The organism is Mycolicibacterium iranicum (assembly GCF_002101705.1).
Classification (GTDB): domain Bacteria; phylum Actinomycetota; class Actinomycetes; order Mycobacteriales; family Mycobacteriaceae; genus Mycobacterium; species Mycobacterium iranicum.
Window position 1 is genome coordinate 61,770 of record NZ_LQPC01000020.1, and the last position, 14,300, is coordinate 76,069.

General features: G+C 65.7%; 12 protein-coding genes. 7 read left to right on the forward strand and 5 right to left on the reverse strand.

Annotated elements, in window-relative coordinates; all coding sequences use genetic code 11:
- Window position 1 precedes the first annotated feature (1 nt).
- Window positions 2-700 carry a DnaE2-dependent mutagenesis accessory factor ImuA' gene (locus tag AWC12_RS05315; protein ID WP_085173104.1) on the reverse strand — a complete coding sequence of 233 codons (699 nt, stop codon included), beginning with the start codon at window positions 698-700 and terminating at the stop codon, window positions 2-4.
- A 178-nt stretch (window positions 701-878) separates the two neighbouring features.
- On the opposite strand from AWC12_RS05315, the gene AWC12_RS05320 reads away from it, so the two are divergent.
- The 6 genes from AWC12_RS05320 to AWC12_RS05345 are packed head-to-tail and all read left to right on the forward strand — an operon-like array spanning window position 879 to window position 6,647.
- Window positions 879-1,898: an alpha/beta hydrolase gene (locus AWC12_RS05320; protein WP_207576387.1), complete on the forward strand. Its 1,020-nt coding sequence runs from the start codon at window positions 879-881 to the stop codon at window positions 1,896-1,898.
- 3 nt (window positions 1,899-1,901) lie between these two features.
- Entirely contained in the window at window positions 1,902-2,720 is an 819-nt protein-coding gene (locus AWC12_RS05325; protein ID WP_085172810.1) for an SDR family NAD(P)-dependent oxidoreductase, read from the forward strand.
- 10 nt (window positions 2,721-2,730) lie between these two features.
- Window positions 2,731-3,651: a hypothetical protein gene (locus AWC12_RS05330; RefSeq protein ID WP_024446319.1), complete on the forward strand. Its 921-nt coding sequence runs from the start codon at window positions 2,731-2,733 to the stop codon at window positions 3,649-3,651.
- Between the two features lie 3 nt (window positions 3,652-3,654).
- On the forward strand, window positions 3,655-5,184 hold the full coding sequence (locus AWC12_RS05335) for a flavin-containing monooxygenase (protein WP_085172812.1): 1,530 nt from the start codon (window positions 3,655-3,657) through the stop codon (window positions 5,182-5,184).
- Window positions 5,185-5,186: 2 nt separating this feature from the next.
- Entirely contained in the window at window positions 5,187-6,068 is an 882-nt protein-coding gene (locus AWC12_RS05340; protein WP_024446317.1) for a MerR family transcriptional regulator, read from the forward strand.
- A 15-nt stretch (window positions 6,069-6,083) separates the two neighbouring features.
- Window positions 6,084-6,647, forward strand: coding sequence for a TenA family protein (locus tag AWC12_RS05345; RefSeq protein ID WP_085172814.1), 564 nt, complete (start codon window positions 6,084-6,086; stop codon window positions 6,645-6,647).
- A 10-nt stretch (window positions 6,648-6,657) separates the two neighbouring features.
- On the opposite strand, the gene AWC12_RS05350 is transcribed toward AWC12_RS05345, so the two are convergent.
- From AWC12_RS05350 to AWC12_RS05360, 3 genes are all read right to left on the reverse strand, one after another.
- Window positions 6,658-7,578, reverse strand: coding sequence for an alpha/beta hydrolase (locus tag AWC12_RS05350; RefSeq protein WP_165762766.1), 921 nt, complete (start codon window positions 7,576-7,578; stop codon window positions 6,658-6,660).
- A 132-nt stretch (window positions 7,579-7,710) separates the two neighbouring features.
- Window positions 7,711-9,270 carry a glutamine-hydrolyzing GMP synthase gene (guaA, locus tag AWC12_RS05355; RefSeq protein WP_085172818.1) on the reverse strand — a complete coding sequence of 520 codons (1,560 nt, stop codon included), beginning with the start codon at window positions 9,268-9,270 and terminating at the stop codon, window positions 7,711-7,713.
- Window positions 9,271-9,461: 191 nt separating this feature from the next.
- A complete protein-coding gene (locus AWC12_RS05360) occupies window positions 9,462-10,142 on the reverse strand; it encodes a response regulator (RefSeq protein WP_024446313.1) in 681 nt (226 codons plus the stop codon).
- Between the two features lie 234 nt (window positions 10,143-10,376).
- Here AWC12_RS05360 and AWC12_RS05365 point away from each other — a divergent pair, with 234 nt between their 5' ends.
- A complete protein-coding gene (locus AWC12_RS05365) occupies window positions 10,377-12,545 on the forward strand; it encodes a sensor histidine kinase (RefSeq protein WP_234813833.1) in 2,169 nt (722 codons plus the stop codon).
- Here the strand turns inward: AWC12_RS05365 and AWC12_RS05370 are convergent.
- Window positions 12,529-14,265 carry a GMC oxidoreductase gene (locus tag AWC12_RS05370; RefSeq protein ID WP_024446311.1) on the reverse strand — a complete coding sequence of 579 codons (1,737 nt, stop codon included), beginning with the start codon at window positions 14,263-14,265 and terminating at the stop codon, window positions 12,529-12,531. The genes AWC12_RS05365 and AWC12_RS05370 overlap by 17 nt on opposite strands.
- Window positions 14,266-14,300: the final 35 nt, after the last annotated feature.

Consider the following 14,300-nt stretch of genomic DNA (forward strand, 5'->3'; position numbering starts at 1 on the left):
CTCATCCGCCCACCGCGCGCGCCGGATGCCCGACGGAACGGCCCTTGGCGCGCATGGCCAGCCGCACCCTGCTGATCCGCCCGCACCCCGGGGTGGGCACCCCGTCCCGTCCGCCGGCGATCTCGTAGCCGCTGACATGAGCGTCCAGCCGCGCGGAGGCCCCCTGCCAGTCACCGTCGGTGACCAGTAGCGTGCATCCCCGCTGCCTGGCGCGGGCCACCACCGCCCTGGCCCTGGTCGCCGGCACCGTCCGACCGCCCAGGCCGAGAACCACCAGGTCCATTCCGTCCATCAGGACCGCGGCCACCTCGACAGGATCGGCACCCGGTTGCGGGATCACTGCAATCCTGCTCAGATCGGCACCCATCTCTGCCGCGGCCAGCAGCCCCACGTCGGGCTGGCCGATGATCGCCACATGGCCGCCCGCCGCCGTCACCGCAGCGACCATGCTCAACTGCAACGAACGAGCCCCGGAAACCACCGCCACAGTTCCGCGCGGCAACGAATCCGGAAGCACCTCAGACAGCGAATCCGGGACCGGCAGCAAAGAATCCGGGGTGACCGACCGCTCAGGAACGGGCGCGACCACCCGCCGGTTGCCGCCCACCTTGCTGGAGACCGACGCCATCTGCTTGCGTAACTGTTCTACCTGCTCAGCCCGCGTGACGGGACACCGGTTCAGGCTGTTTGGCGTCGTCACAGCAGTACCTTTCACACCATCTGACACATCCGTTTTTCGAAACTTTGTTCGATGCCGCCAGTAAACACCCACCCACCGACAGCGTCAACCACGAACGGGCGCAACCACCGACACAGGGCAATGACACTGCCAAATAGTGACATTGACAAATGTCATCATTCGGGGTTGCATCCATCTCGTGCTCAACGAAGAGACGGGCTGGACGACCGATGAGATCCAGCCCCGCGGATCGTTCCGCTCACGCAGCGCCGCATTCGTCAGCAGCCTGACTCTGCGACAGATCAGCAGCGTGCTCCCACCCGATCAGGCCTGGGGTCTGTGGACCTCCCGACAGATCGTCGCCCGCATCATGGACACCTTCGGACCATCCCTGACCGGGGCCAAGGCAGTACGTGTCGACACCACCACCCCGGACCGCAACCGCGTCGTCGGCGAATGGGTCTGGGGCAAAGACGTGGCTCGCCGTGGGGCAGCCGGAGCGGGCACCACCCAGGCGATCTACTTCGTCCACGGCAGCGGCTACGCCCTGTGCTCACCTCGCACGCACCGGCGGCTCACCGCGTGGCTGTCCCAGCTGACCGGGCTGCCCGTCTTCAGCGTCGACTACCGACTGGCGCCGCGTCACCGCTTCCCCACTGCCGCAGACGATGTCCGCAACGGCTGGGACTGGCTCACCCGCAGGTGCGGCATCGCACCCGAGCAGATCGTGATCGCCGGCGACTCGGCCGGAGGGCATCTCGCCGTCGACCTGTTGCTGCAACCCGACATGAGTCACCCAGCCGGCGTGGTTCTGATGTCGCCGCTGGTGGATTTGACCTTCGGCCTGGCCCGCACCCGCGAACTGGATCGCCCTGACCCCGCCATCAGGTCACGCGACGCCGCCCGCCTGGTCCAGTTGTACTGCGCTGGAATCGAATCCGGACATCCCCGACTACGGCTCGATGTGGCAGGTGGACGCCCACTGCCGCCGACGCTGATCCAGGCCGGTGGAGCGGAGATGCTCGCCGCCGACGCCGTCGCACTCGCACAGGATCTCCGCCGGCAAGGAACTCGATGCGACCTGCAGATCTGGCCGGACCAGGTGCACGTCTTCCAAGCGCTGCCGCGACTCTCCCCGGAAGCCGGGCACGCCATGCGCACCGTCGCCGCGTTCATCGCGGACGCTTTGCGCGACAACAGCATCGAACAGGTGGGCTGACACATGTGGCCGTTCGGAACGAAACGCACCCACGAGGCTGACGCCGTGATCACCGGTGCGGGCAGCGGCATCGGCGCCGCGTTCGCCAGAGAGCTCGCCCACCGTGGCGGAAGGGTGGTGTGCAGCGACATCGACGCCGGCGCAGCGCAATCGGTCGCCGACGAGATCGGAACCTCGGCGCTGCCCGTGCAGTGCGACGTCGCCGACATCGATGCGGTGTATCGCCTGGCACAGGAAGCACAGTCGTGGTTCGGCGGTGCACCGACACTCGTGATCAACAACGCGGGCGTCGGTGCGGGCGGGGCAGTCATCGGTGAATCCGCACTCTCCGACTGGGAGTGGGTGCTCAACATCAACCTGTGGGGCCCGATCCACGGCTGCCACGTGTTCGCGCCAATTCTGCGTGAGGCCGGTCGCCCCGCCGGCATCATCAACGTCGCCTCCGCCGCAGCCTTCGGCGCCGCCCCCGGAATGGCCGCCTACAACGTCAGCAAGGCAGGCACGCTGTCGCTGTCGGAAACACTGGCTGCCGAACTCGCCGGTACAGGCATCAACGTCACGGTGCTGTGTCCCACGTTCGTCAAGACCAACATCGTCAACGCCGGCCGCATCCCCGAGGAAACGACACAGCTGGCCGATCGGCTGATGCGGATCACGGGATTCTCGCCCGAGCGCGTCGCCCGCACCTGCCTGGACACCCTCGATCGCGGCGGTCTCTACTGCATGCCGAACCCCGAAGCCCGGATCGGCTGGGGCATCAAACGTTTCACCCCGACGGTGTACACCCGCGCCGCCGGACTGGCAACCCGTGTGACAACCTGAGGGAGGATCAATGGCGATCGACATGGACGCGATGCTGGCGAAGATCAAGGACCGCCAGTGGGCGCTCGCCGACATCGACTGGACGGCACCAGGGGCCGAGAGGATCACCGACGAGCAGCGACCCAAGCTCAAGGCATTCATGGCCGACCTGTGCTGGATCGAGAACATCGGGGCCCGCGGCTTCGCGGCGCTGGCCAAGAAAGCGCCCACCCCGACGATCGCAGAGATCTACCGGTACTTCCATGCCGAGGAGCAGCGGCACGCCAACGCCGAACTGGCGCTGATGAAACGCTGGGGCATGCTCGATGACGGGGAAATGCCCGAGCCCAACGTCAACATCCGGATGGCGATGGATTGGCTCGACACCTACGCCGACGACATGTCGCTGTCGATCCTGGGCACCGTCATCCCGATGCTCGAGGTCGCCCTCGACGGCGCGCTGCTGAAATTCCTGCTCGAAGAGGTCGACGATCCCGTCTGCCATCAGGTGTTCGAGAAGATCAACAACGACGAATCCCGGCACATCACCGTCGATTTCGAGGTGCTGAACATGATCGGCCACGCCGATCTACGCCGGCTGGCCATCGAATTCGTCGGCAACGTCGCCACACCCGGCCTGATCATCGGGGCCATCATGTATGTCCCGCTGCTCAACCGGATCCGCAACGAGATCGTCGGTATGGGTCTGGAGCCCGAACGCCTCTACAATGCGGTCAAGCGGTTCCAGACCCTTGGTGAGCGTGGCGAATTCACCCACCGGGTGCCCACCTACCAGGTCCTCAAGCGGCATGCCTCGGCGGTGGTCAACCCCCGTCATCCTTATCATCTGTTGGCGAACTCGCTGGTGTGGGTGTCGGACCTGTACCCCAAGGCGCTACTGAAGCCGATACCGAGCTGGTTCAAGGAACTGACCCACGAGCCGGCGGCCTGACACATGCCTGCTGCCAACCGCGTTCACCAAACCCTCATTGTCGGAGCCGGCTTCACCGGGCTGGGAACCGCGATCAAACTCAGACAGGCCGGTGTCGAGGACATCGTCATCGTCGAGCGCGGCGACAGCGTCGGCGGCACCTGGCGGGACAACACCTACCCCGGCGTCGCGTGCGACATCCCGTCGCTGCTGTATTCGTTCTCGTTCGTCAAGAACCCGTCGTGGTCGCGGGCCTACCCCTCGGGCACCGAGATCTGCGAGCACATCGAGGCGATGACCGATCAGCACGGCCTCCGGCCGCTGATCAGGTTCAACACCGAGGTCACCGGGCTGAGCTTCGACGAAAAGACCGGCGTGTGGACAGTAAAAACTAATGGGCGCAAGCGGTTTCGGGCTCGAACGGTCGTGCTGGCGGCGGGACCACTGGCTGATCACAAGTTCCCGGAGATCCGTGGCATCGACTCCTACGAGGGACACAAGATTCACAGCGCATCTTGGGATCATGATTACGACTTCACCGGAAAACGGGTGGCCGTGATCGGGACCGGCGCCACCGCGGTACAGATCATCCCCGAGCTCGTCAAGACCGCCGAGTTCGTCAAGGTGTTCCAGCGCACTGCAGGCTGGGTGCTGCCCCGTCTCGATGTGCCGATGCCGGCGGCGGTCCAGTCATTGTTCGCGAAACTGCCTGTGACACAGCACATCGCACGCCAAGCGCTGTACTGGGGACATGAGGCCGCGGCGACCGCGCTGGTGTGGGACACGCCGATGAGCCGTCTCGTGGCACAGCTCGGTAAAGCTCATCTGCGCCAACAGGTCAAGGATCCGTGGATGCGCCGCCAGCTCACCCCGGAGTTCACCCCGGGCTGCAAACGCATGCTGATGTCCAGCGACTACTACCCCGCTTTGCAGCGCGAGAACTGCAAACTCATCGATTGGCCCATCGCCACGCTGAGCCCGGTAGGGATCCGCACCAGCGACGGCATCGAGCACCACCTGGACGCGATCGTGTTCGCGACGGGGTACGACGTGCACCTGTCCGGCCCACCGTTCCCCGTCACCGGAGTAGGAGGCAGATCGCTCCAACAGGAATGGGCCGATCATGCCGAGGCCTACAAGAGCGCCAGTGTCCACGGCTACCCGAACCTCTTCTTCATGACGGGGCCGAATTCGGGGCCCGGCCATAACTCCTTGCTGGTGTACGTCGAAGGGCAGATCGATTACGCGGTCGCCGGGATCACGACGATCCTGAACCAGAACCTGCGTTCTCTCGACGTGCGCGCCGACGTCCAGCGTCGCTTCAACGAACGCATTCAGCGGCGACTCACGAAGACCACCTGGATGTCGGGCTGCAACAGCTGGTATCTGACGGCCGACGGATTCAACGCCTCGATGTACCCCGGATTCGCGACACAGTATCTTCGACAGATGCGGACTATCCAGTTCGAGGACTACGAAGCGGTGGCGCGCGCGAGGAGCGAATCAGATCCAGCGCATGCCGCGTCACCGCCTGTCACGATCTCGACGGCCTGACCGTGTCTGGTCCGATCCCGACCATCCTGCGACGGATCCGGCGCGGTTCGCGTGATGTGATCGAAAACGCGGTGTCGCAGTTGTTCGATGCCGCGGTACAGCCGCATGACATCGCCGAATCCGGCGAGTACCGCATCGACGAGCTGGCCCAGCTGGCCGGGACCACGACCCGTAACATCCGGGTGTATCGCGATCGGGGTCTGCTGCATCCGCCCCTTCGGGTGGGCCGTATCGCACTGTTCAACGACACGCATCTGACCCGGTTGCGCCTGATCACGTCGATGCTGGATCGCGGCTACAACATCGCGCATGTCAACGAGATGCTGTCGGCGTGGGAGCAGGGCAAAGATCTCGGCGACATGCTGGGCCTCGAATCGGCGATCGCCGGCAGCTGGGCGACCGAGAAACCGCAGCGGATGCCCACGGCGCAGGCCCGCACGCTGATCGACGATCCGGCGGGCTTCGACCGTCTGGTCAGCCTCGGAATCATCCGAGTCGATGAGGAGGCCGACCACGGATACGCCACGATCGTGCGGCCCACCCTCGTCGAGGCGTTCACCGAGATCCGCAAGCACGGCGTCGCCCTCGACAAACTCATCGACATCCATGTCCAGGTGAGCCCGCTGCTCGATCAGATCAGCGAAATTCTCGTGCAGGCCGGCCTCGACGAAGTCGTCGACAAGATCAACCCCGGCGCCGCCATGCCCGACGACGTCGAAGTCGCAGGGCTCATAACGACTTTGGTGCGGTTCCGCACGCAGGCAGTGTCGGCGGTAGGCGCGACGCTGGCGTTTTCGATTGAGACAGCCGTCGAGTCCGTGGTGGCCCAGCTTCTCGGCGACCTCATCACCAAGAGCGCCGACGCCACCGGCGATCCCGCCTGAACTATCCTTCGGCGCGTGCTCGACGATCTGTGGGCTGCGGCCACCCGACATCAATTCCTCTACTCGGTGCGCGACGGAACCATCGCGCCCTCCGACTTCCACCGGTGGCTGGCGCAGGACGCCGTGTTCGTCACCGACCTGCTCGCGTTCCAGGCGCGATTGCTGGCCCGTGCGCACCGAGACGCCCAATCCACGCTCGCCGCAGGGTGCGTCGCGCTGGTCGCCGAACTCGACTGGTTCGACGAGCAGGCCACCGCCGCAGGCATCACCATGAACCAGGCGCCACTGCCTGCGACGCTCGCCTACCGCGACCTGCTCGCGCGACTCGACACCGAGGACTATCCCACCGCCGTCACCGCGCTGTGGGTCATCGAAGAGGTCTATCTGCGCGCCTGGACCACCGCGGCGTCGGACTCGTCGCCGTACCGCGAATTCGTCGAGCACTGGACCGATCCCGGCTTTGCCACTTACGTTGGGGCCCTGCGGGACCTAGCAGTCCCGGCAGCCTACGAGCAGGTGATCGCCGAAGTGCTGTCTCACGAAATCGCGTTCTGGGACATGGCTTCGACGACTATCTGACCGACGCCGGCTAACTTGCCAGCGCGGGTCCGATCGTGGTGTTCCACGACTCCTGCATCTCCGATTCGAACAGGCCCCACGTATGGGAGCCATCGGGCCGAACCACATAGGTGACAGGCACACCGGCGGCGGCGGCCCGATCGGCGAAGACCCTGGTGCTGTCGGCGACGATACGTTCGATGAAGCCGCCGGTGATGTTCGGCCCGAAGCCCGGGGGGAGCCGGTCGACGTTACCGACGTTGCCCGATCCGGACGCTCCGACCCAGACCGCCACACCGCGTAGCTTCTCGACGTTCTTCGACGGGTCGTGCGCCACCCACAGCGGACCGCCCGGCGGGCCCCACATCGCGTCTGCGCTGGCGCCACCGCTGCCGAGCGTCAAAGCCACCTGCTGGGCGTTGTCCGACGGGTTCAGGATGCCGCTGTAGGACCCGACACCCTGATACAGACCGGGCACCTGGACCGCGTAGTCAAGGGCGGTACCGCCGGTGCTCGACAGCCCGCCGACGCCGTTGCGGCCGTTGGTGTCGTACTCGGCGTCGATCAGTGGGGGCAGTTCCTGCGTCATATAGGTCTGGTACTGCTTGCTCGGATCGGCGACCCAGTTTGTGTACCAACTGAATTGACCACCCAGCGGGGAGACCACGTTGACATTCTTGTCTGCGAAGAAGCCCTGGATGTCGGTCATTCCGAACCAGCTCTTCATGCCGGGAGCGATGCCGCCGCCTGCGATGTCGTCGCCGCCGTCGATGCCCGGCAGCAGGTAGAACGTGGGTGCGCCCGATTTGCCCGCTTTGAACACGTCGTTGACGACGACCTTGTTCATCGATGGCGAGAACACCGACACCTTGTCCCAGCGATCGTTGACGTGCTCGATGCCGGTGATGTGCGCGCCCTGCGGCTGCGCAGAGGCCGCCGGAAGCGCGGGCACTAGCAGAAACGTCAGTACAGAAACCAACGCCACAGCTAGCGCACGCCCTCGGCGCGTCGACCTGATCATCGGCTGATTATGTAGTCACTCTCTAAAATCAGCAAGGCTATGCGTGTGAATGCCACTTCGTGTTCACTCCCACTCAATCGTGCCCGGCGGCTTGCTCGTGACGTCGAGGACCACCCGGTTGACCTCGCGGACCTCGTTGGTGATTCGCGTCGAGATGCGTTCCAGCACTTCGTAGGGCACCCGCGTCCAGTCGGCCGTCATCGCGTCCTCACTCGACACGGGACGCAACACGATGGGATGCCCATAGGTGCGGCCGTCGCCCTGCACACCCACCGACCGGACGTCGGCGAGCAGCACCACCGGGCATTGCCAGATCTGGTGATCCAGTCCGGCCGACGTGAGTTCCTCCCTCGCGATGGCGTCCGCGCGGCGCAGCGTATCCAAGCGTTCCGCCGTGACCTCGCCGACGATCCGGATCCCCAAGCCGGGACCTGGAAATGGTTGGCGCGCAACGATTTCCTCGGGCAAACCCAGTTCGCGACCGACCGCGCGAACCTCGTCCTTGAACAGCAGCCGCAGCGGCTCGACGAGCCTGAACTTCAGGTCGTCGGGAAGACCGCCGACATTGTGGTGGCTCTTGATGTTCGCCGTGCCAGACCCGCCTCCGGATTCGACCACGTCGGGGTACAGAGTGCCCTGAACCAGGAAGTCGACCTCCCCACCGGACACGTCGACCGCGTCACGCACCGCGCCTTCGAAGGCGCGGATGAACTCACGGCCGATGATCTTGCGCTTGCCTTCGGGATTGGCCACCCCGGACAGCGCCTCGAGGAAGCGGTCGGCCACGTCGACTGTTACAAGATTGGCGCCGGTCGCAGCGACGAAATCGCGCTGTACCTGCGCGCGCTCACCGGACCGAAGCAGGCCGTGGTCAACGAAGACACAGGTGAGCCGGTCGCCGATGGCACGCTGCACCAGCGCGGCGGCCACCGCGGAGTCCACACCACCGGAAAGGCCGCAGATCGCCCGTCCGTCGCCGATCTGGCTGCGCACCTGCTCGACGAGGGCATCGGCGATGTTGGCCGGCGTCCACGCGGCATCGATACCGGCGAACTCGTGTAGAAAGCGGCTCAGTACCTGCTGTCCGTGTGGGCTGTGCATCACTTCGGGGTGGTATTGCACACCGGCCAGCCTGCGACCGCGGTTCTCGAACGCTGCGACGGGCGCGCCAGTGCTGGTGGCCACCACTTCGAACCCCTCTGGGGCCTCGGTGACGGCGTCGCCGTGGCTCATCCACACCGGCTGGGTGTCGGGGAGGTCCGAATGCAGCTCTCCGCCAGTCACTTTCAACTCGGTGCGGCCGTACTCGCTGGTGCCCGTGTGGGCGACCGTGCCGCCGAGCGCCTGTGCCATCGCCTGAAACCCGTAGCAGATGCCGAACACGGGCACGTCGAGGTCGAACAGTGCGGGATCGAGTTGGGGCGCCCCTTCTGCATAGACGCTCGCGGGCCCACCGGAGAGTACGACCGCCCGCGGGTCGCGTGCCTTGATTTCCTCGACGCTGGCGGTGTGCGGGATGACCTCAGAGAACACCCGCGCCTCACGAACCCGCCGGGCGATGAGCTGCGCGTACTGCGCGCCGAAGTCGACGACCAACACGGGACGGGGAGCTGCTGATTCCACCGGGACAGTCTAGTTTGGCCGCTCGAGGATCGTGATCGCCGGAGCGCCTGGCGATTCGGCGTACCCCCTGCCACCGATTCGATGCCATAGCGCTGCCGGCGACCACGTCCCGGTCCCCCGCGTCGCAAACGTTAGTGGCCGGTCCGGATCGCTGTCAGTCGACCGAACGGACGATTCTGTCCAGTTTCGCCTTAGTACAGGTCTTTCAAGCTGAGAATTCCGTCCTCGACTGCGCGCGCGAGCAGCGCGGACTTCGTCGACGCCGGCCTACCGACGCCGGCATATTTGGCGCGCGCCCGTTGTAGGTGGGTCCGCACCGTGGTGGGTGCGATGAACAGTCTTTTGGCCACGAGATCCTTGCTCTCGGTCTGGAACCAGGCGATCAGCACCTGCTTCTCACGCTCGGTCAGTTTGATGCGACCCATGGTGCCGTCGTTGAGCATGGCCTTGCCCATCCTCGGACCCACGTAGGGCGTGACTGTGTGCGCGGAGTGAATCGCCTCGATCAAATGGCGCTTCCCCTCCGACTTGACCAGGTAGGTCACCGCGCCGAGCTCCAGGCATTTCAGGATGACTTCGTCGGCGGTGATGTGGGAGTAGACGATCACCCGCTGCCCTCGATCGCTGAGGTGCGACAGGGTCTCGAAGTCGGGACGGTTCCCCTCGATCTGCAGATCGAGGAGCACGACGTCGACATCATCGGACGCGCCGGGAAACTTGGCGAAGTACTCGGCGGGACGGGCGAAGCTGTCCGCCAGTTCGATCGGTGGATCGGCATCCGCACACCACGCCTGGATCCCTGCGTGCACGACATCGTGATCATCGATGATCGCGATCCGCACCGGAGTCCGCGCATCCCCCTCGCGGGACATCCCCCCACACCTCCCACCTGGTAGACACTTTGCGACAGGTGTCTGCCTCGCTTGCCGATATTTAATCGCAGCCCCGCACCGTTGCGATGGAAAACTCCGTGGAGTTACCCAGGCGCCGGTACATCACAACAAGTGCTGCTCGAGATTAGGAAGCTCGCCGCTCGGGAGGAAAGCCGAGATCGGCGAATCACCCTGAATTGATACGTTCGACCGACACGTGAGCTGGGGAGGACCGTGGCGACGTTCGGGGAAACTGCCGCCCGACTTCAGTTGATGAACCGGGCGGCGATGGTCGGGCTGCTGATGCGCTGCACCGTCAATCTCGGGGTGTCGTTGATCGCGCTGGCGGACCCGAACTCGCTCGCCCTGCCCTCGGGCAGGTGGCTCCTCGGGACGCTGGCTGCGTGGTCGCTCTACCGTCTGCTGACGCGGTCGCAGGGCACCGGATGGTTGGCCATCGATTATGCGGCGGCGCTCGTCGTGTGCCTGGCCATCCCGGTGCTCGCGCCGGCCACCGACTTCTACGCCTCCAACTCCGCGCCGCAGGCGATCGCCGGGACCGCCGTCATCAGCATCTCCGTGTCGGTATCGATGCTCGCCGCCGTGCCGATGGCCGTAGGTATCGCCGTCGCCTACGCCGTGGGCGCGGCGACCGTCATCGGCTGGGAGAACCTCACGTCCGTCACCGCGCTGTACTACTTCGCCGTTCAGTGCGCGACCGCGTCGATCATCCGACTGATGCTGCTGCACGTGGCAGGAGCAATCGACAGGGCGCGCCGCGACCGCGCAGAGGCCGAGGTCGCCGAACGTGTCACCGACGCCGTACGCGATTATGAGCACGAACAACTCGCGCTACTCCACGACACCGCCGCGTCGACCTTGCTCATGGTGGGGCAGGGCACCGACCTTCCCCCCGGGCGCCTGGCCGCGCAGGCTCGTCGCGACCTTCACCTTCTCAACGCAAGCAGCTGGGAGGCGCCGCCACCACGCGTGGAATTGGTTGCCGCACTGCGTGACTGCGCCACCCATCTCACAACACCGGTCCTGTTCGAGGGCCGCGACGAGCTGTGGCTACCCGGCAAGACCGCACATCCGGTGATCGCCGCCTCGCGGGAAGCGATGAACAACGTCGAACGGCACGCCAGAGCTTCGCTGTTGCGCGTCACCGTCTCAGACACGTCAGTCCTGCTGTCCGACGACGGGATCGGCTTCGACCCGGACAAGCGACGTGACGGACACGGCATCGACGACTCCATCCTCGGGCGAATGCTGCGGGCCGACGGCGAGGCCCGGGTGAGCGCTGAGCCCGGGGTCGGCACCGCCATCGAATTGCGCTGGACATCAGCGCAATCCGAGGCCCAGACACCGGCGGTCGATCCCGACCGGTTGATCGAACGGACCAGGGCCCGGTACGGCCTCGCGCTCACGGTGTACGCGCTGGTGAACCTCGCGATCACCGTACAACCCGCCGATGCTGCGCTAGGGCTGCTCGCCGCGGTGGCCACACTCGCGGCTGTGCCCGGAATCCTCTGGCAGCGTTACACATTCGCCCTCCCCGCAGCATGCGCGGTGCTGGTCGTCGCGATCGCCCAACCCGCGCTGCTACCCCTTGACGCGCTGCTCGGTTATCAGCACTGGGCTCAGGGCGCGATCGGCTGGTGCCTGGTTCCGCTCATGCTTGCCGTGCCGACGCGGATCGGCGCCGCCGTGGTCATCGGCTACTGGGTGCTGAACAGCGCTGTCATCGTGATACGCGATCCGTCGTCGTCGATTCTGGTCAACGTCGGCCTCGGCAGCGCAAGCATCCTCGGGGTGCAGTTGTTCGCCCTCATGTTCAACGGGCTCATGCGGGAAGCCGCCGAAGTGGTCGAATCGGAGAACGCGGCCCGTCAGCGCCTCCTCACGCGGGATCGGATCTCGCAGGCGCTCCGCGGTGAATACCAGCGTCGTTACGCGACCATCGTCGCCAACGTCGTGCCTCTGCTCGACGAACTGACCCGAGGGGAGCGTCTCGACTCGGCGCTGCAGCTTCGGGCCCGGGCCGAATGCCGAAGGCTGCGCACTCTGTTCGACCAGGCGACTATTTTCGATCATCCACTCATGCAACGCATCCGGCCGTTGATCGACAGGGCGGAGGCCAGACATGTCGACGTGGTCATCGACGTCGACGGTGCGCTCCCCGATGTCGCCGACGCTGACATCAACCGCCTCGTGGCAATCCTGTCCGACGTGCTCGATCTGTGCGCGTCGTCGGCGCGCATCGTCGTGACCCGCACCGACGACCGCGTCGAAATCAGCGCCGTCGTCGACACTCACGACGATGACTGCTCCGTCGCGTGGGACGGCGCAGAGGTCGTCGCGGCCGGCCGCGAACTCTGGTGTGTGATCAGCCCGCCGAGCTGACCGGTTCGATCGGGATTCTGCGCAGCGCCGCGGGGGCGTTCGCCGGAACGACAGGACTCTTCGGCTCGATCGGCGTGAGCCGCCGGTAGGGCTCGCCCTGCGCGGGTCGAAGATCCTCTTCGCCCTTGTTGGGCCACAGCGCCGCCGCCCGCTCGGCCTGCGCGGTGATCGAAAGCGACGGGTTGACACCGAGATTCGCCGAGATCGCGGCACCGTCCATCACCGACAGGGTCGGGTAGTTCCACACCCGCTGATACGCGTCGATGACGCCCTTTTCGGGACTGTCCCCGATGGCCGCGCCGCCGAGAAAGTGCGCGGTCAGCGGGATGTTGAACAACTCACCCCAGGTTCCGCCCGCCACGCCGTCGATCTTCTCGGCGATGCGCCGGGTCACCTCGTTGCCGGCCGGGATCCAGCTCGGATTGGGTTCGCCGTGGCCCTGCTTGCTGTCGAGCATGCGGAAGCCGAGCCGGGTCTTTCGGGTGAACGTCGTAATGGAGTTGTCGAGGTTCTGCATGACGAGCGCGATCATCGTCCGCTCACTCCATCGCCTCGGATTCAGCAGGCGCATTGTGCCCCGCGGATCGGTGCGCGCGGTGTGCACCAGCTGCCGCCAGCGCGGCACGTCGGTGCCCTCCGGGCCCGCACCGTCGGTCATCAGCGTCTGGAGCAATCCCATCGCATTCGAACCCTTGCCGTAGCGGCAGGGTTCGACGTGGGTGTCCGACGTCGGGTGGATCGACGACGTGATCGCCACCCCGTGGGTCAGGTCGAGGTCGTCGCCAACCGTCAGTCGTCCTGCGCCGACGATGGATTCGGAGTTCGTCCGGGTCAACACACCCAACCTGTCGGACAGTTTCGGCAGCCGACCCGTGTCCCGCATTTTGAACAGCAACTTCTGGGTGCCGTACGTGCCCGCCGCCAGGATCACCTGGTTGGCGGTGAAGGTCTTGCGGCGGCGGCGCAGCTTGCCGCCGGTGCGCGCGGTCCGCACTTCCCACACCCCGTCGGCACGCTGCTCGAAGCTCGTCACCATGGTCAGCGGGTGTACCTGTGCACCTGCCTTTTCCGCCAGCCCCAGGTAGTTCTTCAACAGGGTGTTCTTGGCGCCGAAGCGGCAGCCCGTCATGCAGGATCCGCACTCGATGCAGCCGGTGCGCGCCGGACCGGCCCCGCCGAAGTACGGGTCGGGGACGGTCTTGCCCGGCGTCTTCTCGCCATCGGGCCCGAAGAACACGCCGACCGGCGTCGGCACGAAGGTGTCACCGACACCCATGTCCTCCGCAACCTCTTTCATGATGCGGTCGGCGTCGGTGAACGTCGGGTTGGTGACGACACCGAGCATCCGCTGCGCCTGGTCGTAGTGCGACATCAGCTCGGCACGCCAATCGGTGATGTCTCGCCACTGCGGGTCGTTGAAGAACGGCTCCGGCGGCACGTAGAGCGTGTTGGCGTAGTTCAGGGAGCCGCCGCCGACGCCGGCGCCGGCGAGGATCATGACGTTGCGCAGCAGGTGGATGCGCTGGATTCCGTACATGCCGAACTGCGGGGCCCAGAGGAATTTACGAAGGTTCCACGAGGTTTTCGCGAACTCCTCGTCGGCAAAACGCCGGCCCGCCTCCAGCACGCCGACGCGGTAGCCCTTCTCGGTCAGTCGCAGCGCGCTGACGCTGCCGCCGAACCCCGAGCCGATGATCAGCACGTCATAGTCAGGCTTCATCGCAACATTATGAACTTACCCATCGGTAACTTGCC

Excerpts from the sequence above, each read along its gene's own strand:
- AWC12_RS05325 (WP_085172810.1), top strand. The coding sequence starts at position 1,902 with ATGTGGCCGTTCGGAACGAAACGCACCCACGAGGCTGACGCCGTGATC.
- AWC12_RS05330 (WP_024446319.1), top strand. The coding sequence starts at position 2,731 with ATGGCGATCGACATGGACGCGATGCTGGCGAAGATCAAGGACCGCCAG.
- AWC12_RS05335 (WP_085172812.1), top strand. The coding sequence starts at position 3,655 with ATGCCTGCTGCCAACCGCGTTCACCAAACCCTCATTGTCGGAGCCGGC.
- AWC12_RS05360 (WP_024446313.1), bottom strand. The coding sequence starts at position 10,142 with ATGTCCCGCGAGGGGGATGCGCGGACTCCGGTGCGGATCGCGATCATC.
- AWC12_RS05370 (WP_024446311.1), bottom strand. The coding sequence starts at position 14,265 with ATGAAGCCTGACTATGACGTGCTGATCATCGGCTCGGGGTTCGGCGGC.